The sequence below is a fragment of the Microbacterium sp. F2E genome (assembly GCF_020905435.1).
GTDB lineage: Bacteria > Actinomycetota > Actinomycetes > Actinomycetales > Microbacteriaceae > Microbacterium > Microbacterium lacticum.
On sequence record NZ_JAJJIB010000003.1, the window covers coordinates 116,875 to 137,203 of the forward strand.

The following is a 20,329-nucleotide window of genomic DNA, read 5'->3' on the forward strand; positions in this document are numbered from 1 at the left end:
GAGACGACCATCGAGGCGAAGCCCGAGCGTGTGGCGACCATCTCGTGGGGCAACCAGGACGTGGCCCTCGCCCTCGGCGTGCTGCCGGTCGGCATGGATGCGCAGGTGTGGGCGTGGAGCGGTGCGGCCAAGCCGGGCGTCTACGAGTGGACGAGCGATAGGATCGCCGAGCTCGGCGGCGAGATGCCGCCCCTGTTCGACGTCACCGACGGTCTCGACTTCGAAGCGATCGCCGACACGTCGCCCGATGTGATCCTCGCCGCCCAGTCGGGCCTCACCGAGGAGGACTACGGCACGCTCAGCGAGATCGCCCCCGTCGTCGCCTACCCCGGCATCCCGTGGTTCACACCGTGGCGCGACCAGATCGCGCTCGACGCGATGGCGCTGGGTCTTTCCGCCGAAGGCGATGAGCTGATCTCCGACCTCGAGAAGCAGATCGCGGATGCCACCGCCGACGCCGACCTCGAGGGGAAGACCGCCGCCTTCTTCTTCGCCGACCCGACCGACCTGTCGAAGGTGTCGCTGTACACCGGCGGCGACTCGCGCACGGCGTTCCTGCACGACCTCGGGTTCGATCTGCCGAAGGTCGCCGTCGACGCTGCGGACGCCGGCTCGTTCTACCTCGACTTCAGCGCCGAGAACGCCGACCAGCTGCAGGACGTCGACGTGATCGTGAGCTACGGCGACGACACGCTGCTCGCCGCGATGCAGGCCGACCCGCTGTGGAGCACGCTTCCCGCCGTGAAGAACGGCGCCGTGGTCGCCGTCGGCGAGGGCGACGCCTTCAGCGCGGCCGTCACCCCGACCGCCCTCTCGATCCCGTGGGTGCTGAAGGACTACGTCGCGAAGCTCCAGGAAGCGGCAGCGAAGGTCCAGTGACCTCCGTACCGACCACGACGGCCTCCGCCGGTTCCGCCGCGCGTCGCCCCTCCGCCGCTCCGGCGCAGGGGCGACGCCGCGGCGTCGTCGTCACGGTCGCCGTGGTGGCGGTCGCGGTGACGATCGTCGTCTCGCTCTCGTTCGGGTCGCGCCCGGTGGGGGCGGCGCAGGTCGTCGAGGGCATCTCGATGTGGTTCCGCGGTCAGACGCCCACCGACATCGGCGCCCTCGCGGTGCAGAGCCGCATCCCGCGCACCGTGCTGGCCGTCCTCGCCGGCGCAGCGCTCGCGCTCTCCGGCGCCCTCATGCAGGCGATCACCCGGAACCCCCTCGCCGACCCCGGCATCCTCGGGGTGAACACGGGCGCCGCACTCGCGGTCGTCATCGGCATCGCGTTCCTCGGCGTCTCGAGTGCGTTCGGCTATCTCGGCCTCGCCCTGGTCGGCGCGTTCCTCACCGCCTTCTTCGTCTACGTCGTCGGGTCGATCGGCCCCGGCGGCACGACGCCGATCAAGCTGGCCCTCGCGGGGGCGGCGACCACCGCCGCGCTCTCGTCGCTCGTCGCGGCGATCCTACTCCCCCGCCAGGCCGTGATGGACGAGTTCCGCTACTGGCAGGTGGGCAACGTCGCCCGAGCGGACTGGGAAACGATGGGCGTCATCGTGCCGGTGCTCGTGATCGCCGGCGTGATCGCGCTCGTCGCCGCATCGTCGCTGAACGCGCTCGCCCTCGGCGACGACGTCGCCGTCGGTCTCGGGGTGCACGTCGGCCGCATCCGTGTCGTGTCGGCGGTCGCCGGCGTCGCCCTCTGCGCCGCGGTGACCGCGCTGGCCGGGCCGATCGGCTTCGTCGGCCTCATGGTTCCGCACGCCGTGCGCCTGATCTCCGGGCCCGATCTGCGCTGGCTGCTCCCCCTCTCGGCGCTCGGCGGAGCGGTGCTGCTCACCCTCGCCGACACGATCGGGCGCGTGATCGGCTCTCCCGGCGAGGTGGAGGCGGGCATCATCACCGCGTTCCTCGGTGCGCCCGTGCTCATCGCTATCGCCCGGCGCACGCGGATGAAGGCCCTGTGACCGTGACGGCCCTCACTCTCCCCGCTCCCGCCTCCGTCGACCTCGTGCGCACCGGCCGCCAGCGCCGCGTGCGTCGGCGCCGCATCGCCATGGCCGTGATGGCGGTGCTCATCGTGGTGCTCTTCGGCGCGATGCTCATGCTCGGGCGGACGATCTATCCGGCCTCCGACGTGATCGCGGTGCTCACCGGCGACCAGGTCACCGGCGCCTCGTTCACGGTCGGCACGCTGCGGCTCCCCCGCGCCCTTACCGCGGTGCTCGCCGGCCTCGCATTCGGCGTCGCGGGCGCGACCTTCCAGACGCTGCTGCGCAACCCGCTGGCGAGCCCCGATGTCATCGGCATCAGCTCTGGCGCGAGCGCGGCCGCGATCCTCTCGATCGTCATCCTCCACTGGGGCAGCACCGCCACGATGGGGCTCGCTCTCGCCGCCGGCATCCTGACCGCACTGATCATCTACCTCGCCGCACGCGCCGGGGACTCCACCGGCGGACGGCTGATCCTCATCGGCATCGGCGTGGGCGCGATGCTCGACGCGGTCGTGGCGTTCCTGCTCGTGCGCGCCGCCGTCTACGACCTGTCGGTCGCCGCGCGGTGGATGACCGGGAGCCTGAACGGCTCGCGGATGGCCGACATCCCCGCCCTCGCCGTCGCGGTCATCGCGCTCGTCCCGATCGTGCTCGTGCTGCAGCGGAATCTTGGCGCCCTCGAGCTGGGCGACGCCTCGGCGACCGCGCTGGGCGTCCGGGTCGACCGCACGCGCATGGTGCTCGTCGTGGCGGCCGTGGCGCTCGTCTGCGTGGCGACGGCGACGACGGGGCCGATCGCGTTCGTCGCGTTCCTCGCCGGCCCGATCGCCGCGCGGATCGTCGGCCCCGGCGTCCCGGTCATCGCGCCGGCGGCGCTCACCGGAGCCTGCCTGGTGATGGCCGCCGACCTCATCGGTCAGTTCGCGTTCGACATGAAGTTCCCGGTCGGCGTCATCACCGGCATCCTCGGCGCGCCCTACCTCATCTACCTGCTCACCCGTACCGCCAGACGCGGAGGATCCTCATGACCCCAGCGCACACCCTGCGCACCGAGGGGCTCGTCTCGGGCTATGGCCGCACCACGATCGTGGACGGCGTCGACCTGCAGATCCCGACCGGCAAGGTCAGCGTGATCGTCGGCGCCAACGCCTGCGGCAAGTCGACGCTGCTGAAGACCATCGCGCGGCTGCTGCCGACCCAGTCGGGCGCGGTGCTGCTCGACGGCCAGGCCATCGACCGTCTGCCGACGAAAGACCTCGCGCGCACGCTGGGGCTGCTGCCGCAGCAGCCCGTCGCGCCGGAGGGCATCGCCGTGGCCGATCTCGTCGGTCGCGGCCGTCACCCGCATCAGAAGATGTTCCGCAGCTGGAGCGCCGACGACGACCGCGCCGTCACCGAGGCGCTCGCGGCGACGGGCGTGCTCGACCTCGCCGATCGCGCCGTCGACGAGCTCTCCGGCGGCCAGCGGCAGCGGGTGTGGATCGCGATGGCGCTCGCCCAGCAGACCGACATCCTGCTGCTCGACGAGCCGACGACGTTCCTCGACGTCTCGCACCAGATCGAGGTGCTCGATCTGCTCACCGATCTGAACGCGCAGCGCGGCACGACGATCGTGATGGTCCTGCACGACATCAACCTCGCGGCGCGCTACGCCGACCACCTGTTCGCGCTCCGTGCCGGACGGCTGGTCGCCTCCGGCGCGCCGCGCGACGTCGTGACGAGCGGCGCTCGTGCGCGAGGTGTTCGATCTGGATGCGCTGGTGATCGACGACCCCGTCTCCGGCACACCGCTCGTGCTCCCCCGCGGGCGCCACCGTGTGCGTCAAGCCGGAACCGACGCGGCTCCGGCTGCCGACAGCTCCGCCGCCGCGTCGCCCGCCCCCGGGCCCGTCCCCTCGACGACTGGAGAGAGCCGATGACGACCGAACAAGCGACGGCCACCGAGCCGACGACCGCCGACCGCCCGCAGAGCCGCTTCTTCCGCGCGCGGGTGACGGCGATCACCGACCTCACCCCGAGCTTCCGCCGGTTCACCTTCGGCGGCGAAGATCTGGCCGACTACGGCGACCCCGGCTTCGACCAGCGCATCAAGATCGTCTTCCCGACCTCCGACATCTCGATCGACGACATGCCGACGGCAGACGACTGGTGGGACCGCTGGCGCGCGCTCGACGATGCGGAACGCCCCCCGTTCCGCACCTACACCACCCGCGCGGTGCGCCGCGCGGCGTGCGAGGTCGACGTCGACATGGTCGCGCACGACGTGCTCGGCCCGGCGTCGGAGTGGATCGCGCGCGCCGAGGTCGGCGACGAGGTGCTGATCTTCGCGCCCACCACTGCGCACGCCGCGGTGAGCTACGGCATCGACTTCGTGCCGCCCGCCCGCACCGACGACGTCCTCCTCGCCGGCGACGAGACCGCGGCCCCCGCGATCGCCGTGATCCTCGAGCAGCTCCCCCGCACCGCGCGGGGTGTCGTCGTGCTCGAGACGCCCGACCCGGCCGACGCGGCGTACCTCCCCGAGCACCCCGGCTTCGTCTACCGCGTGGCAGCTCGCCGCGACGACGCCGATCGGCACCGACACCTCATCGCCGCCGTCACCGAGGCCGCCGCGACGCTCGCCCCGGCGGGACGCGGCAGCGAGGTCGAGGAGATCGACATCGACGCCGACATCCTGTGGGAGGTGCCGCGCACCGCCAAGGGCGGCGCGGCGCTGAAGAGCGCCGCGCTCTATGCGTGGCTCGCCGGTGAGGCCGGCGCCATCAAGACGCTCCGCCGCCACCTCGTCACCGAGCGCGGCGTCGACCGTCGCGCCGTGGCGTTCATGGGCTACTGGCGGCTCGGCCGCGCCGAGGTCTAGTCGGCGACGGTCGCCGGCCCCGTCACGGCCCCGTCCGCAGGCCCCGCCTCGGCAACGCGGCCCATCCGCAGTCCGGGCACGACGGCGAGCACCGCGAGGGCGGCGGCGATCAGGAACACGGCCGGGAACGAGGCATCCGTCGCCTTCAGCGCCACGAACGTCAATCCCATGACCGCGATGGATGCGGCGGCGCCGATCGAATCCGAGATCGACAGCGCCGACGAGTTGAACCCCTGGTTCTGCGGGGTGGAGTACGCGAGCGTGAGCACCGTCAGACGCGGGTACATGAGGCCCATGCCGGCGCCGGCGAGCGACCACCCGGCGATGATCGTCCACGCCGGCAGGTGCCACGCGGCGGTCGCCGCGGCGACGAGGGCCGCGGCGGCGAGCAGGCTCGCGCCGATCAGGGTGATGCGCGCATTGCCGAGCCGGTCGCCGAACCGTCCCTGCACCTCGGCGCCGGCGGCCCAGAGGAGCGCCGCCGCGGTCAGCCCGAAGCCAGCCGCGGTCGCCGAGAAGCCGTACTCGTCGATCAGCAGGTAGGGCACGTAGATCTCGGCACCGAACAGGGCGCCGGCGATGAGGGCGCGCATGAGCACGACGCTCGGCAGGCCGCGTCGTGCGCGGAGCGTGCCGGGGGGAAGCAGCGGCCGTATCGCGAGCGCGATCGCGATCAGCGCCACGACGACCACGACGCCCGTCCACGCGCCCGCTTCGCCGGCGAGGCTCAGGGCGAGGGCTCCGGCCGCGACGACGCTGGCGAGTGCGAGACGCCGCGCGACCGGGGCGTGCCCGGGATCGTCGATCCGCAGCGTCAGCCCGCGCAGCCGCAGGTAGACCATGGTGAAGGCGACGAGCGTCAGGACCGCCACGCCGAAGAACACCCACCGCCAGTGCAGCTGCTCGGCGACGAAGCCGGCGAGGAGCGGCCCGACGATCGAGGGGATCACCCACGCCGCCGAGAAGGCCGCGAACACGCGGCCGTGGAGGGCCGGCGGGTATACCCGCGCGACGACGACGTAGAGCGCGACCGTCTGCCCGCCGGTGCCGAGACCCTGCAGCAGACGACCCAGCACCAGCACCTCCATCGACGGGGCCGACCCGGCGATGACGAGCCCCGCGACGAACAGCGCCACTGACGTCGCGAGCGGCAGCACCGCGTCACGCCGGTCGCACCACGCGCCGACCGCGACCATGCCGATGACGCTCGTGGCGAGGGTACCGGAGAACGCGACGGCGTACAGCGCGTCGCCGCCGAGATCTGTGGCGACGAGCGGCATGACCGTCGTCACCGCCAGCGCCTGGGTCGCGGTGAGGAAGATCATCGCCACCGCGCCCAGGGCCACCCAGAAGTACCGCGCCTGCCACACGCCGCCCGCGCCGGAAGCCGCGAGGTCGGTGTCTGCGCGGGGCGCCCTCTCCGCCCCGCTTACGGGCTCGCGGGCGTGAGGCCGGCGGGCACCGCGGCGATGCGCGCGACGGCCTCGGTGAGCACCTCGGGTGCGCAGCCGAAGTTCAGGCGCACGTGGCCGACGCCCTGCGGCCCGAACAGCGGACCGTGGTGCAGCGCGACCTTCGCCGCGCGGCGCAGGTGCACCGCGGGGTCGTCGCCCCAGTCGTAGGCCGACACGTCGATCCAGGCGAGGTAGCCGGCGTCGGGTCGGCGATAGCGCGCGAGCGGCAGCTGCTCGCGCAGCAGATCGCCGAGGAGCGCGCCGTTGCGGGCGATGGCGGCGCGTTCGGCGTCGAGCCAGTCGTCGGAGACGGCGTCGAAGGCCGCGACGGCGGCGAGGGCGCCGAACAGTCCCGTGCGCCACTCGACCTCGGCGACGAGCCCCTGCACGACGGCGGTCGTGCGGTCGTCGGCAGTCACCATCAGCGCGCATTTCAGGCCGGCGAGGTTGTACGCCTTGGAGGCGCTGGTGACGGCGAATCCGACCTGCGCCGCGACCGGAGACGCGGTGAGGAACGGCGTGTAGTCGAGGCCGTCGCGCACGAGCGGCCCGTGGATCTCGTCGCTGATGACCACCGCGTCGTGACGCGCGGCGATCTCGGCGAGCTCGACGAGGTCGCCCGCCGGGTGCACCGTTCCGGTGGGATTGTGCGGATTGCACAGCAGCACGGCACGGGCGCCGTCCGCGAGCGCGCGGTCGATGCCCGGAAGATCGAGCCGCCAGCCGCCGGCGTCGCCACCGTCGCCCGCACTGTCCGGGGCGCCCTCGCCGCCCGGGTCGCCGTCGCTCGGCGCCAGCAGGGGCACCGCGGCGACCTGGCATCCGGCCTCTTCCACGCACATCGCGAACGGCGGGTACACCGGCGGCGTGATGACGACGCGGTCACCCGGCCGGCTCGTGGCGCGCAGCAGCTCGACGACGCCCATCATGACGTCGGCGGTCCAGCGCACGCGCGCCGGGTCGACCCTCCACCCGAAGCGGCGCTCCGCGTAGCCGACGAACGCGCGGGCGAGGCCCGGGTCGGGGGGCGTGTACCCGGTGTCGCCGATCGCGACGGCCTCGGCGAGCACCGCCGTGATCGCGGGCGCGAGGGGGTAGTCGGTCTCGGCCACGAACATCGGCAGCACGTCGGCGGGATAGGTGCGCCACTTGGTGCTCGAGCGGCGGCGCAGGATCTCCAGAGGCAGTGCTTCCAGGGGGGCGTGGCTCACCCTGCGAGCCTATCGGGGGCGGCGGACACGGGGACGCCGCCGGAGACAGCGCGAGCGGCACCGCGGGCGGCGTCGATCGCGGCGGCGCGATCCGGGGCGACGCGCTCCGGATCGATAGACTCGAGACACCCCGATCGACAGGATCCCCGTGAGTCCACACCGACTGCTCGTCCGTGGCGGCGAGGTCGTCGACGGCACCGGCACGCCGCCGCGCCGGGCCGACGTGCTCGTCGAGCACGGCGTGATCGCCGCGGTCGCGAGGTCAGCGCGCCGCGCGGTGCGCGGGTGCTCGACGCCACCGGCCGTCTCGTGATGCCGGGCCTCGTCGATGCGCACTCCCACGCTGACGGCGCCGTCTTCCGGAGTGATGTGCAGCGCGCGCTCCTCCGCCAGGGCGTCACGACCGTCATCGCCGGGCAGGACGGCGTCTCCTACGCCCCCGGCGTCGCGCAGCTCCCCGCCGCTCCGGGCTCCCCCGCCCAGGGCTGAGCATGACCTGGCAGCGGGTGCCCGCAGACCGCATGCTGCGCGCCGACGACAAGGCGCTCCCCGCCTGGGCGGCGGGCATGGATGCCACGGCGTTCGCCGGCGTCGCCGGGTACGAGGGAGCGGTCGCGCACGGCCGGTCGGGCGACGCGCTGCACGATGCGGGGGCGTTCGTCGCCGATCTCGTCGCCCTGCACGAGACGCTGCTCCCCCGGTACGACGATCCGGCCGCAGCGATCGTCACCGCCGGCGGCAGCGCCTTCCCCGATGTCGTCGCCGACGTGCTGGCCGAGGAGGCGGCGCGCCTCCCCGGCCGCTTCGTGATCCGCTCCGGCGCGTCGCTCATCCACGACGAGGGTTACTACCGGTCGCTGTCGCCCTTCGACGGCGCGGGCCTCCGGCCCGCGGCCCGCGCGATCGCACGAGTGGTCTCGACGCCTGAGCCGGGCCTCGCCCTGCTCGACGCCGGTAAGCGCGACGTGCCGTACGACCTCGACCTGCCGGTGCCGCTCGCCCGCCTCGACGCCGACGGCACGAGGCATCCGCTCGGCACGTCGACCACCGACGCGCGGATCGACGCGGTCAACGACCAGCACGCCTTCCTGCGCACCGACCCGGCCGTCCCCGTCGCCCTCGGTGACCGGGTGCTGCTCGGTCTGTCGCACCCGTGCACGATGTTCGACAAGGGGCGGCTCCTCCCCGTGGTCGCGGATCTCGACGACGCCGACCCGCTGATCGTCGGGCTCATCGAGACCCGGTTCTGAACGCGCAGTGCTGACCCCGGGCCCGCCCGGCGCCGGCAGGGTCAGCCGCGCCGGGCGTACGGGGCGAGCACCGTCACCGCGACGACGATGACGAGAGCGACGAGCGCGAGCCCGCCGTAGCCGATCCACGCGAGCACGAGCCCCGCCAGCACCGCCCCGACCGCCGCGCTGAAGGTCATGACGGTGTCGCTGATGCCCTGGCGCCGCGGGCGGAGCGCCGTGAGCGTGCTCTCGGTGAGCAATGCCGCGCCCGCGACGGTCGCGGCGCTCCATCCCGCCCCGAGCAGGAACAGCGCGACGACGACCGCGACCTGGGCGTCCGGTGCGACGGCCGCGAGCACGAGCGACGCGGCGAGCAGCGCCTGGCCGAGCATGATCGTCGCGATCCGTCCGACGCGGTCGGCGAGCACGCCCAAGACCGGCGAGAGCCCGTACATCCCGAAGACGTGCAGCGCGATCGTCGTGCCGACCACGAGCGTCACGTGATCGGGCGCGAGGTGCGCGAGGTGGATCGGCGTCATCGCCATGATGGAGGCCATGACCACGTGCGACCCTGCGACGGCGAAGATCGCGTAGCGCGCCGCGACGGGCCGGTCGGTCTCGACGATGTGCTCGCGGCGTGCCTCGCCGCTCTGCGCGAGCCGCTGCGCCGTGAGGAGCGGATCGGGCCGGAGCGCAGTGAGGTACAGCACGAACGCGGCGATCTGCGCGACGATCGAGAATGCGTACGAACCGGTCAGCGGCGGCATGCCGAGCAGCTCTCCGACGGCCTCACCGGGGGTGAGCAGGAGCGGCCCGGCGACGGCGCCGACCGTCGTCGCCCAGACCACCGTGCCGAGGTCGCGCCCGCGACGACCTGTGTCGGCGAGGTCGGTCGCGGCGAACCGCGACTGCAGATTGCCGGCGTTGCCCGCACCGATCAGGATGACCCCGACGATCAGCAGGGGGAACAGCCGCAGCGACGCGGCCGTGATGACCACCGCGATGCCGACGAGGGCGAACAGGTTGCCGAGCGTGAGCGCGACGCGCCGGCCGCGCCGGGCGGCGAGACGGGCGAGCGGGATCGCGCACAGTGACGCGCCGAGCGTGACGGAGGCCGTGGCGAGGCCCGACAGCGCCTCCTGACCCGACAGGTCCGCCGCCAGCAGCGCGCCGAGCGACACCGTCGCACCGAACGCGATGCCGCCGAGCACCTGACCGGCGGCCAGCACGCGCACCGTGCGCCGCTGGACGCGGGCGATCTCGGCGGCTTCGCCGGTGACCGGCGAGGCCGCGGGCATCATCCGGCGTCGCGGACCGGGTTCCGGAGGACCCCGAGCCCCGTGATCTCCACTTCGACGGTGTCCCCGGCGACGAACGGTCCGACGCCCGCCGGCGTGCCGGCAAGGATCACGTCGCCGGGCAGCAGCGTGAACGCGTGCGACGCGTACGAGATGAACTCGGCGACCGAGTGCACCATCTCGCCGAGTGTGCCGTCCTGGCGCACCTCGCCGTTGACGCGCGTGATGATCCGCACGTCGCCCGACGGCACGAACTCCGTCTCGATCGCCGGCCCCAGCGGGCAGAACGTATCGAAGCCCTTCGCCCGCGCCCACTGCCCGTCGGTCTTCTGCAGATCGCGGGCGGTCACGTCGTTGCCGATCGTGTAGCCGAAGACGTGGTCCAAGGCATCCTCGGTCGACACGTTCTTCGCGACGCGTCCGATCACCGCGGCGAGCTCGCCCTCGTAATCGGTGCGCTCCGACTGCGGCGGGCGCACGATGGCGTCGCCCGGTCCGATGACCGACGTGTTGGGCTTCAGGAACATCATCGGCTCCGCCGGCACCTCGTTGCCGAGCTCGGCGGCGTGGTCGCGGTAGTTGCGGGCGATGCCGATGACCTTCGAGCGCGGGATGACGGGGGCGAGCAGCGCCGCCTCGCCGAGCGGCACCCGATCCCCCGTCGTCTCGAACCCGGCGAACAGCGGATCGCCGGCGAGCACCACGAGGTCGGTGCCGTCGACGATCCCGAACCGGATGGCGTCGTCGTGGCTGAACCGCGCGATCCGCATGTCAGCCGTCCAGGCGCACGAGCCAGCCGTGCGTGTCTTCGCGGCGGCCGTACTGGATGTCGGTGAGCTCTTCGCGCAGCGACAGCGCGAGTTCGCCGAGAGGCTGCTCGTCGACGAAGTCGGTGCCCTTGAGCACGCCGATCGGTGCGACGACCGCGGCAGTGCCGCACGCGAACACCTCGACGATGTCGCCGGATGCCACGCCCTCGCGCCACTCGTCGATCGAGACCGACCGGCCTTCGACCTTGTGCCCGCGGTCGACGGCGAGCTGCAGGATCGAGTCGCGCGTGATGCCCTCGAGGATCGACGGCGACTGCGGCGTGACGAGCGTGCCGTCTTTGTAGACGAACACGATGTTCATGCCGCCGAGTTCTTCGACGTTACGGTCCTGATCGAGGAACACGACCTGGTCGCAGCCCTGCTCGTACGCCTCGGCCTGCGGCAGCAGGCTCGCGGCGTAGTTTCCGCCCGTCTTGGCCGCTCCCGTGCCGCCCTTGCCGGCGCGCGCGTACTGCTCGCTGAGCCAGATCGAGACGGGCTTCGCGCCGCCCTTGAAGTACGCGCCGACCGGCGAGGCGATGACGTAGTAGCCGACCTTGTTGGCGGGACGCACGCCCAGGAACGCCTCTTTGGCGAACATGAACGGGCGGAAGTACAGGCTCTGGTCGGCGCCGCTCGGCACCCACGCACCGTCGACGGCGATCAGTTCGCGCAACGACTGGATGAAGTACTCCACCGGCAGCTCGGGCAGGGCCAGGCGCCGGGCGCTGCGCTGGAGGCGCCGGCCGTTCGCGTCGGGGCGGAAGGTCCAGATCGAGCCGTCGGCGTGCCGGTAGGCCTTGATGCCCTCGAAGATCTCCTGGCCGTAGTGCAGCACCGCGGCGGCCGGGTCGAGGGCGAGCGGGCCGTAGGGCTGCACGCGGGGACGGTGCCAGCCGCCGCCCACCGACCAGCAGACGTCGATCATGTGGTCGGTGAACGTCGTGCCGAACTGCGGGTCGACGAGGAGTTCCGCGCGCTCGGCGTCGCTCTTGGTGTGGAGGTTTCTCGAGACGGCGAACTCGAGCGGGGCGAGTCCGGATTCGGGTGCGGAGGTGAGGCTCATGGTGTTCCCTGGTGTTCGGTGAGTTCTCGGGTGTCGGATGCCTGTGTCGAGGCTACGCCTCGAGGGCTCGGGCGATGGCGTCGCCGACCTCGGCGGTCGTGCGGGGGGCGGTGCCCCGGGTCGCGATGTCGTTCTCGACGGCACGGGTCACGCGCTCGGCCTCGGCCCGCAGCCCGAGGTGATCGAGCAGGAGGGCGACCGAGAGGATCGCAGCCGTGGGGTCGGCCAGCTGCTGGCCCGCGATGTCGGGCGCCGAGCCGTGCACGGGCTCGAACATCGAGGGGAACGCGCCGTCGGGGTTGATGTTCCCCGATGCGGCGAGGCCGATACCTCCGGTGACGGCGCCGGCCAGGTCGGTGAGGATGTCGCCGAAGAGGTTGTCGGTGACGATCACGTCGAATCGGCCCGGGTTCGTGACCAGATAGATGGTGGCCGCATCGACGTGCGCATAGTCTACGACCACGTTCGGGTGTTCGCGCGCCACGGCATCCACGATCCGTTTCCACATGCCGCCGGCGTGCACGAGCACGTTCGTCTTGTGCACGAGGGTCAGCTTGTTCCGGCGCCGCTCGGCGAGGGCGAACGCGTAGCGCACGACCCGCTCCACGCCGTACGCCGTGTTGACGGAGGTCTCGTTCGCCACCTCGTGCACCGTGCCGGTGCGGATCGATCCGCCGTTGCCGACGTACGGCCCCTCGGTGCCTTCCCGGACCACGACGAAGTCGATCTCGCCCGGGTCGGCGAGCGGGCCCGGAACGCCCGCGTAGAGCTTCGCGGGCCGCAGGTTCACGTAGTGGTCGAGCGCGAAGCGCAGCTTCAGCAGCAGGCCGCGCTCGATGTTCGCGTCCTTCAGGCGCGGGTCGCCGGGGACTCCCCCGACGGCGCCGAGGAGGATCGCGTCGGTGCCGGCGATCGCCGTGAGGTCGTCGTCCGAGAGCGTGTCGCCGGTCTCGAGGTAGCGCGCGGCGCCGAGCGAGAACCGGATCTTCTCGATCTCGACGTCGGAACTCGCGGTCGCGGCATCCAGCACCTTCTCCGCCTCGGCGATGACCTCGGGGCCGATGCCGTCACCGGGGATGACGGCCAACCTGATGACGCGCGACATGGATCTCCTGCGGGTAGAGCGGGGACCGCGCCGCCGGCGCTGGCGGTCAGTGCTCGACGTGCGCGGTGCGGGACCCCTTCAGCGTAGTGGCCGCGATGACGGCGGCGATCGTGACGAGCACGGCGCCGATGAGGGCGGTGGTCGTCACGCCCGCGTCGAACGCGTGCGCCGCGGCGAGGCGCAGGGCGTCGCCGGTCGCGGCGTCGAGGGTCTCGGCGACGCGCATCGCGCCGGCGAGCGTCTCCCGCGCGGCATCGGCGGCGGCGCCCGTGACCCCGGCGGGCAGCACGATCCCAGCGCGGTAGGCGGCGGTGAGGATGCCTCCGAGGATGGCGGTGCCGAGCACGGCGCCGACCTCGTAGGCGGTCTCCGACACGGCGCTGGCGGCGCCCGCCTTCTCCGGCGGGGCGCTGGAGAGGATGAGGTCGTTGGAGACCGTCTCGGCCGCGCCGATACCGATGCCGAGGAGGGTGAACGCGGCGATGAGGAGAGCGAGCGCGCCGTCCCCGACGGCCCCGGGGACCAGCAGGTACGCCACGACCGAGAACGACAGCGCGACCGGCACGACGATGCGCGGCGACACGCGGCGTGCGATCGGCACGACCACGAGGCCCGCGATGATCATGGCGAGCATGCCGGGCACGAGCGCGAAGCCCGCCTCCATGGGCGAGAGGCCGACGATCAGCTGCAGGTGCTGCGCGACGAAGTAGAGGAATCCGACGAGCGAGAGCACGCTCAGGAGGTTCACGAGCAGCGCACCGCTGAACGTGCCGCGCGAGAACAGCCGCATGTCGAGCATCGGGGTGCGCGCGGCGAGCTGACGGCGAACGAAGAGCACGCCGAACCCGATGCCCGCGACCGCGAGCACGACCGGCAGCGGGCCGAAGCCGTGCACCGCGACCTCCTTGATCGCAGAGACGATCGGCACCATCGTCAGCATCGACAGCGCGATGCTGAGCGGGTCGATGCGTCCCGGGTGCGGGTCGCGGCTCTCGGGCACCAGCAGCGGCGCGAAGACGAGGAGGGGCAGCAGCACCGGCACCGACATGAGGAAGACCGATCCCCAGGAGAAGTGCTCGAGCAGGAAGCCGCCCACGATCGGGCCGAGCGCGGCGCCGGCGGAGAACATCGTCGCCCAGACGGCGATCGCGAGGCGGCGCTGGTCGCGGTCGGTGAAGATCGAGCGCAGCAGCGACAGCGTCGAGGGCATGAGCATCGCGCCGAACACGCCCATCCCGGCGCGGGCGGCGATGAGCCAGGCGGCCGAGGGCGCGAAGGCGGCGAGCACCGACACGGCGGCGAACCCGGTCGCGCCGATCAGCAGCATCCGTCGCCGTCCGAACCGGTCGCCGAGGGTGCCCATCGTGACGAGGAGGCCCGCGAGCACGAGCGGATAGGCGTCGATGATCCACAGCTGCTGAGCGCTGGAGGGGCCGAGCGCGAGTGCGATGTCAGGCAGGGCGAAGCTCAGCACCGTGTTGTCGACCGAGACGAGCAGCACGGGCAGCATGAGCACCGCCAGCGCGGCCCAGCCGCGCCAGCCCACACGCTTCCCGCGCGCGTCTGCCAGGGCGATCTCTTCGGTCAACGTCACTTCCGTGCTCCATCGTCTCTGCGGGCGGTTCGTTTCGATACCGTCCAGCCGGTATAGTATCAGAATCGGCCGAACGCGAGAGAGGATCGCTGCATGTCTCGACCACCCCGTGCACGCGAGAGCGTGCTCGACGCGTTCGAGCAGCTGCTCGTCGACGACGGTGAGCGCGCCGCGACGATGGATGCCACGGCGCGCGCCGCGGGGGTCTCGAAGGGAGGTCTGCTCTATCACTTCGCCTCGAAAGACGCGCTCGAGCACGCCCTGCTCGAGAGGCTGGTCACCCTGGTCGACGCCGATCTCGCCGAGATGGCGAGTTCACCCGAGGGACCGGTCGCATTCTTTCTGCGCACCTCGGTGATGGACGACGACGCGCTCGACCGCGCCCTGATCGCGACGTCGCGACTGGCGCAGCGCGGCAGCGCCGAGGCGACCGAGACCCTCCGCGTCGTGCGGGCCAGATGGGCCGAGGCGTTGCGCCCGCACGTGCGCGACGCGGCGGCGCTCGACCTGGTGCTGCTCGTGAGCGACGGCCTGTACTACAACAACGCCCTCACGAGCGCGTCTGCCGCCGGCCCCGTCCCCCGCGGCGCCGGCCTCGACGCTCTCGTCGCCCTCGTCGAGCGCGCCACCCGCTGACCCCGCCCCTCGCTTCTCCCCCTCCCTCTTTCGCGAGCCGCTACGTTTCAGCCGAGCCGCTACGATCCGGCGGGCCGAAACGTAGCGGCTCGACCAGTTCGTAGCGGCTCGCGGGAGGGAGGAAGAGGGAGGGCGCGGGTCAGGCCTCGGTGATCTCGATCTGGCGGAAGAGGTCGGCGCCGACGGCAGCGCGCATCGACTCGAGGATCTCCTCGGGCACGGGCTGGTCGACCGTGAGCACCGACAGGGCGCGGCCCGACGCATCCGGCTGCGCGACGAAGAGCCCGGCGATGTTGATGCCGGCCTCCCCGAGCTTCTGCCCGTAGATCGCGACGATGCCCGGGCGGTCGGCGTAGCGCATGACGACGTGGTGCTGCTCGATCGGCACCTCGATCTCGTAGCCGTTGATCCCGACGATCTTCGGTACCATCCGCGTCCCCGCGAGAGTGCCCGCGACGGTCAGCACCGACCCGTCGGAGAGCGTGCCGCGCAGGATCGTGATGTTGCGGTACAGCGGGCTGTCGGCCTCGACGATCATGCGCGTCTCGATCCCCCGCTGCTCGGCGAACAGCGGCGCGTTGACGTACGAGACGTTCTCGCTGACGATCTTCGACAGGATGCCCTTGAGTGCGGCCAGTCGGTACACGCTTACGTCGTAGGCGGCGAGCTCGCCGCGCACCTCGATGTCGAGGCTCGTGAGCGCGCTCGCGGCGAGCCCCGAGAAGACCTGCCCGAGCTGCTCGACGAGCGCGATACCGGGGCGGACGAACGGGTCGATGACACCGCCGGCGACGTTGACGGCGTCGGGCACGAGGTCGCCCTCGAGGGCGAGCTTGACCGAGCGCGCGACGGAGATGCCCGCCTTCTCCTGGGCCTCATCGGTGGATGCCCCGAGGTGCGGCGTCACGACGACGTTCGGCAGCGACAGCAGCGGGAACGCGGTGCCGTCCTCCTTCGGAGGCTCCGACGTGAAGACGTCGAGGCCGGCGCCGGCGATCTCGCCCGTCGTGAGCGCGGTGTAGAGCGCTTGCTCGTCGATGAGGCCGCCGCGGGCGACGTTGACGACGTAGGCGGTCGGCTTCATGAGCGCGAACTGCTCGGCGCCGATCATCCCGGTCGTCTCGGTGGTCTTGGGCATGTGGATCGTGACGAAGTCGCTCTGGGCGAGCAGCTCGTCGAGGCCGAGCAGCGTGACCCCCAGCTGCTGCGCCCGCGCGGGCGTCACGTACGGGTCGTAGGCGACGACGGTGACCCCGAAGCCCTGGAGGCGCGCGGCGATCAGCGCGCCGATGCGGCCGAGGCCGATGATGCCGACGGTCTTCTCGAAGAGCTCCGTGCCGGTGAACGAGCTGCGCTTCCACGCGCCGGCGGACAGCGACGCGTGCGCGGCGGGGATGTGCCGGGCGAGGCTCAGGATGTGGCCGACGGTGAGCTCCGCGGCCGAGATGATGTTCGAGGTCGGGGCGTTGACGACCATGACGCCCGCCTCGGTCGCCGCCTTGATGTCGACGTTGTCGAGCCCGACGCCGGCGCGCGCGACGACCTTGAGGCGGGATGCCGCGGCGATGGCCTCGGCATCCACTTTCGTCGCCGAGCGCACGAGGATCGCGTCGGCGTCGGAGATCGCGGCGAGGAGAGCGGGACGGTCGGTGCCGTCGACGGTGCGGATCTCGAAGTCGGGACCGAGCGCGTCGATCGTGGCGGGAGAGAGTTCTTCGGCGAGGAGGACGACAGGTTTGGACACGGCGGCAGACCTTCGGTGCTTCGCGCGGATGCGCACGGGTGGGACCGCTCGCCGCACGCCATCGGGGGCGAGACACGCCCAGCCTAGCGGCCCCGGTGAGGGCCGGATGACCGTGTGACGGGCCCTCAGCCGAGCATCGAGGCGCCGTTCGTGGCGCTGTAGGCGATCACGTCGAGCCAGAAGACGGAGACCACGCCGAGCCCGGCGAGGAGCACCAGAGCGAACTCCCACCACACGCGGCGCCAGCCGATCGCGAAGGCGATGCCGAAGGCGATGAGGGGGAAGACCACGGCGAACAGCAGCACGAACCAGCCGTAGCCGTTCAGCGGCAGCGTGCCGGAGGCGAGGGTGATGAGGAAGTCGACGGCGTTCCAGACGAAGTAGGCGTAGAACAGCCCGAAGATCACCGAGATCGTGACGATCGCCCACGTCGGCATGATGCGGGGCTTCGGCGTCTTCGCGACCTCGCGGTGCGCCTCGGTCGCGGCCGACGTCGCTGCGCGCGCGTTCATCGCGCCACCGTCCCCACCGCGCCGACCATGATGAACGGCCACGGCAAGAGCACGACGAGGCCCGCGATGAGCCACACGATCCGCACCCAGCTCTTCGACGCCCGGGTGAGCACGTACGCGGTCACGAACCAGAGCGCCGGGGCGGCGACGGCGAGCCACAGCGCGACCTGGTAGCCGATCGGGCTCACCAGGAACTGCGCGGTGCCCTGCAGGCGCAGGCCGCCGATGATCCAGCCGATCGCGAAGAGCAGGTAGACGCCGGCGAGGATGCCGAGGGTGATGAGCATCGGGCTCGACATCGGCGCGGTGTCACCGGGCATGACAACGGTGCCGTCCTTCTCGATGTGTCCGACCTTCGCGCTGTCCTTGCCGACCGCCTGGAAGCCGTCCGGCAGCGCGAGCGGCTGCGCCGGGTCGTCGGCCTCCGCCGCCGGGTCGTCCGCGGCCGCCGGGTCGACGGCGCGATTCGAGCCGGCGCCGGCCTCGCGGGCCGCGGCGCGCGTGCCGACGTCGAGCGTCGGGTCGTCGTCACCGTCCCAGCGGAGGGCGTCTTCGTCGCGTCCCGTGTTCACGTGGTTCAGCGTAGCGGCCGATCAGCCCCGCGTCGCGGTCACCGCCGCGACGACGAGCGCCGGGTCGGTGATGTCGTGCCCGGCGGTGCCGCCGCCAGGGCCCGCCGGCGCGTCGAGGCCCGCCTGCCCGCGCGCAGACAGGTGCACGGCCTGCACGCCGGTCGCGAGGATCGCCGGGATGTCTTCGGTGCGGATGCCTCCGCTCGCCATGATCTCGACGTCGCCGCGGGTGGCGACCATCCGTGCGAGGATGTCGACGTCGTCGATCGACCGCACGGCGCCGCCGGAGGTCAGCACGCGGTCGACGCCCTCCGCACCGAGCTCAGCGAGCACGGCGAGAGGGTCGGGGGTCGCGTCGATCGCGCGGTGGAAGACGAGCGTCGCCGCACCCGCGGCCGACCGCCAGCGCGCCACCGCGGCATGGTCGGCCTCCCCGGCGGGCGTCAGCGCGCCGATCACCACTCCCCCGGCCCCGGCGCGGACGGCCGCCTCGAGTCGGCGGCGACGAGCTCGATCTCCTCCACGTTAGCGAACGGCGGAGGGCGGGCCCCACCGCAACGCCGACGGCCCGACCCCCTTGTGGGAGGGCCGGGCCGTGTGACGATCATCTCGAGAGGGCGCGGACGCCCGTCGATGAGCGACAGACTCGGCGGGTGAGCCGAGGGTCAAGGGGATCCGGTGCCGAGGATCAGCGCGCGGCGGAGCCTTCGGTGTAGCCCTCGTCCTGCTGCTTCCAGGCGAAGAGGGCACGCAGCTCCTTGCCGACCTGCTCGATCGGGTGCCCGGCGGCCTTCTCGCGCAGGGCGAGGAACTCGGGCGCACCGGCATCCTGATCGGCGATGAACCGCTCGGCGAACGCTCCCGACTGGATGTCGGCGAGCACGCCCTGCATGTTCTCCTTGACGTGCTCGTCGATCACGCGCGGGCCCGACACGTAGTCGCCGTACTCGGCGGTGTCGGAGACCGACCAGCGTTGCTTGGCGATGCCGCCCTCCCACATGAGGTCGACGATGAGCTTCAGCTCGTGCAGCACCTCGAAGTAGGCGATCTGCGGCTGGTAGCCCGCCTCGGTCAGGGTCTCGAAGCCGTACTGCACGAGCTGCGACACGCCGCCGCAGAGCACCGCCTGCTCGCCGAACAGGTCGGTCTCGGTCTCCTCGGTGAAGGTCGTCTTGATAACGCCGGCACGGGTGCCGCCGATCGCCTTCGCGTAGGCGAGCGCGGTCTCCCAGGCGTGGCCCGAGGCATCCTTCTCCACCGCGATGATGTCGGGGATGCCACGGCCGGCGACGAACTCGCGACGCACCGTGTGGCCCGGGGCCTTCGGCGCGACGAGGATGACGTCGACGCCCTCGGGCGCGTCGATGTAGCCGAAGCGGATGTTGAAGCCGTGCGCGAAGGCGAGCGTCTTGCCGGGCGTGAGGTTCGGCTTGATCTCGTCGTTGTAGATGCCGCGCTGATGCTGGTCGGGCGCGAGGATCATGATGAGGTCGGCCCACGCGGTGGCGTCGGCGACCGAGAGCACCTCGAACCCGTCCTCCTGGGCATTCGGAGCCGACTTCGAGCCCTCCTTCAGGGCGATGACGACCTCGACGCCCGAGTCGCGAAGGTTCTGCGCGTGGGCGTGGCCCTGCGAGCCGTAGCCGACGATCGCGACCTTCTTTCCCTGGATGACGGACAGGTCGGCGTCGGAGTCGTAGAAGATCTCAGCCATGGTGTGTGTTTCTCCTTGGTGTTGGTGCGAAAGTCAGCTGCGGAGGACCCGCTCGGTGATGGACTTGCCGCCACGGCCGATGGCGACCATGCCGGATTGCGCGAGCTCCTTGATACCGAAGGGCTCGAGGGCGCGCAGGAGCGCATCGACCTTGCCGCGGTCGCCGGTCACCTCGATGACGAGGGCGTCGGTGGCGTAGTCGACGATCGAGGCGCGGAAGAGGTTCACGACCTCGATCACGTTCGATCGGGTCTGGTTGTCGGCGCGCACCTTGATGAGCATGTGCTCGCGCTGGACGGATGCCGACTGCTCGAGCTCCACGATCTTGATGACGTTCACGAGCTTGTTCAGCTGCTTGGTCACCTGCTCGAGCGGCAGACCCTCGACGTCGACGACGACCGTGATGCGGGACAGGCCCGGCACCTCGGTGACGCCCACGGCGAGCGAATCGATGTTGAACCCGCGGCGGGCGAAGAGCCCCGCGACGCGCGTCAGCAGGCCCGGCTTGTCTTCGACGAGGAGGCTCAGCACGTGCTTGGTCAT

The 20,329-nt window shown here is 71.9% G+C and carries 20 protein-coding genes and 2 pseudogenes; 9 read left to right on the plus strand and 13 right to left on the minus strand.

Going from position 1 to position 20,329, the window contains the following annotated elements:
* Positions 1-30 precede the first annotated feature (30 nt).
* The 5 genes and pseudogenes from LOK55_RS03860 to LOK55_RS03880 form a co-directional block, all read left to right on the plus strand.
* Entirely contained in the window at positions 31-879 is an 849-nt protein-coding gene (locus LOK55_RS03860) for an iron-siderophore ABC transporter substrate-binding protein (RefSeq protein WP_229934322.1), read from the plus strand.
* Entirely contained in the window at positions 876-1,952 is a 1,077-nt protein-coding gene (locus tag LOK55_RS03865) for an iron ABC transporter permease (RefSeq protein ID WP_229934323.1), read from the plus strand. Before LOK55_RS03860 ends, LOK55_RS03865 begins: the two co-directional genes overlap by 4 nt.
* Positions 1,949-3,007 (plus strand): iron chelate uptake ABC transporter family permease subunit, encoded by a 1,059-nt coding sequence (locus LOK55_RS03870; protein WP_229934324.1) that lies wholly within the window; start codon positions 1,949-1,951, stop codon positions 3,005-3,007. The genes LOK55_RS03865 and LOK55_RS03870 overlap by 4 nt, the downstream gene beginning before the upstream one ends.
* Positions 3,004-3,898 (plus strand): annotated as a pseudogene (locus LOK55_RS03875) (ABC transporter ATP-binding protein). Before LOK55_RS03870 ends, LOK55_RS03875 begins: the two are co-directional and overlap by 4 nt.
* An 83-nt stretch (positions 3,899-3,981) precedes the next feature.
* Positions 3,982-4,839, plus strand: a pseudogene (locus LOK55_RS03880) (siderophore-interacting protein); the annotation flags it as partial.
* Here the strand turns inward: LOK55_RS03880 and LOK55_RS03885 are convergent.
* Together LOK55_RS03885 and LOK55_RS03890 are read right to left on the minus strand one after the other, a co-directional pair.
* The gene (locus LOK55_RS03885) at positions 4,836-6,209 is read right to left on the minus strand and encodes an MFS transporter (RefSeq protein WP_308066634.1); all 1,374 of its coding nucleotides are present in this window, start codon (positions 6,207-6,209) and stop codon (positions 4,836-4,838) included. The pseudogene LOK55_RS03880 and the gene LOK55_RS03885 overlap by 4 nt on opposite strands.
* 59 nt (positions 6,210-6,268) lie before the next feature.
* Positions 6,269-7,504: a MalY/PatB family protein gene (locus LOK55_RS03890; protein WP_229934326.1), complete on the minus strand. Its 1,236-nt coding sequence runs from the start codon at positions 7,502-7,504 to the stop codon at positions 6,269-6,271.
* A gap of 148 nt (positions 7,505-7,652) precedes the next feature.
* On the opposite strand from LOK55_RS03890, the gene LOK55_RS03895 reads away from it, so the two are divergent.
* Genes LOK55_RS03895 through LOK55_RS03905 form a run of 3 tightly spaced genes read left to right on the plus strand, consistent with a single transcriptional unit; the run spans position 7,653 to position 8,754 of the window.
* Entirely contained in the window at positions 7,653-7,817 is a 165-nt protein-coding gene (locus LOK55_RS03895) for a hypothetical protein (RefSeq protein WP_211345043.1), read from the plus strand.
* Positions 7,790-7,993 carry an amidohydrolase family protein gene (locus LOK55_RS03900; RefSeq protein WP_229934327.1) on the plus strand — a complete coding sequence of 68 codons (204 nt, stop codon included), beginning with the start codon at positions 7,790-7,792 and terminating at the stop codon, positions 7,991-7,993. Before LOK55_RS03895 ends, LOK55_RS03900 begins: the two co-directional genes overlap by 28 nt.
* Before the next feature lie 2 nt (positions 7,994-7,995).
* Positions 7,996-8,754 carry a hypothetical protein gene (locus tag LOK55_RS03905; protein WP_229934328.1) on the plus strand — a complete coding sequence of 253 codons (759 nt, stop codon included), beginning with the start codon at positions 7,996-7,998 and terminating at the stop codon, positions 8,752-8,754.
* Between the two features lie 41 nt (positions 8,755-8,795).
* Here LOK55_RS03905 and LOK55_RS03910 read toward each other — a convergent pair whose 3' ends face one another.
* The 5 genes from LOK55_RS03910 to LOK55_RS03930 are packed head-to-tail and all read right to left on the minus strand — an operon-like array spanning position 8,796 to position 14,608.
* The gene (locus LOK55_RS03910; protein WP_374107614.1) at positions 8,796-10,037 is read right to left on the minus strand and encodes an MFS transporter; all 1,242 of its coding nucleotides are present in this window, start codon (positions 10,035-10,037) and stop codon (positions 8,796-8,798) included.
* On the minus strand, positions 10,034-10,804 hold the full coding sequence (locus LOK55_RS03915; RefSeq protein WP_229934329.1) for a fumarylacetoacetate hydrolase family protein: 771 nt from the start codon (positions 10,802-10,804) through the stop codon (positions 10,034-10,036). Before LOK55_RS03915 ends, LOK55_RS03910 begins: the two co-directional genes overlap by 4 nt.
* A 1-nt stretch (position 10,805) precedes the next feature.
* On the minus strand, positions 10,806-11,909 hold the full coding sequence (locus LOK55_RS03920; protein WP_229934330.1) for a branched-chain amino acid aminotransferase: 1,104 nt from the start codon (positions 11,907-11,909) through the stop codon (positions 10,806-10,808).
* A gap of 52 nt (positions 11,910-11,961) precedes the next feature.
* Entirely contained in the window at positions 11,962-13,014 is a 1,053-nt protein-coding gene (locus tag LOK55_RS03925) for a 3-isopropylmalate dehydrogenase (protein WP_229934331.1), read from the minus strand.
* A 46-nt stretch (positions 13,015-13,060) separates the two neighbouring features.
* The gene (locus tag LOK55_RS03930) at positions 13,061-14,608 is read right to left on the minus strand and encodes an MFS transporter (protein WP_229934332.1); all 1,548 of its coding nucleotides are present in this window, start codon (positions 14,606-14,608) and stop codon (positions 13,061-13,063) included.
* Between the two features lie 93 nt (positions 14,609-14,701).
* On the opposite strand from LOK55_RS03930, the gene LOK55_RS03935 reads away from it, so the two are divergent.
* Positions 14,702-15,244: a TetR/AcrR family transcriptional regulator gene (locus LOK55_RS03935; protein WP_229934333.1), complete on the plus strand. Its 543-nt coding sequence runs from the start codon at positions 14,702-14,704 to the stop codon at positions 15,242-15,244.
* A gap of 139 nt (positions 15,245-15,383) precedes the next feature.
* On the opposite strand, the gene serA is transcribed toward LOK55_RS03935, so the two are convergent.
* From serA to ilvN, 6 genes are all read right to left on the minus strand, one after another.
* Positions 15,384-16,988 (minus strand): phosphoglycerate dehydrogenase, encoded by a 1,605-nt coding sequence (gene serA / locus LOK55_RS03940; RefSeq protein ID WP_229934334.1) that lies wholly within the window; start codon positions 16,986-16,988, stop codon positions 15,384-15,386.
* 125 nt (positions 16,989-17,113) lie between these two features.
* Positions 17,114-17,500 carry a bacitracin resistance protein gene (locus LOK55_RS03945; protein ID WP_229934335.1) on the minus strand — a complete coding sequence of 129 codons (387 nt, stop codon included), beginning with the start codon at positions 17,498-17,500 and terminating at the stop codon, positions 17,114-17,116.
* Positions 17,497-18,072 carry a DNA polymerase III subunit gamma/tau gene (locus LOK55_RS03950; protein WP_229934336.1) on the minus strand — a complete coding sequence of 192 codons (576 nt, stop codon included), beginning with the start codon at positions 18,070-18,072 and terminating at the stop codon, positions 17,497-17,499. Before LOK55_RS03950 ends, LOK55_RS03945 begins: the two co-directional genes overlap by 4 nt.
* Positions 18,073-18,093: 21 nt before the next feature.
* Positions 18,094-18,534 (minus strand): copper homeostasis protein CutC, encoded by a 441-nt coding sequence (locus LOK55_RS03955; protein WP_308066635.1) that lies wholly within the window; start codon positions 18,532-18,534, stop codon positions 18,094-18,096.
* Between the two features lie 226 nt (positions 18,535-18,760).
* Positions 18,761-19,786, minus strand: a complete 1,026-nt coding sequence (gene ilvC / locus LOK55_RS03960) for a ketol-acid reductoisomerase (RefSeq protein ID WP_229934338.1) — start codon at positions 19,784-19,786, stop codon at positions 18,761-18,763.
* Positions 19,787-19,819: 33 nt separating this feature from the next.
* Positions 19,820-20,329: an acetolactate synthase small subunit gene (gene ilvN, locus LOK55_RS03965; protein ID WP_141379028.1), complete on the minus strand. Its 510-nt coding sequence runs from the start codon at positions 20,327-20,329 to the stop codon at positions 19,820-19,822.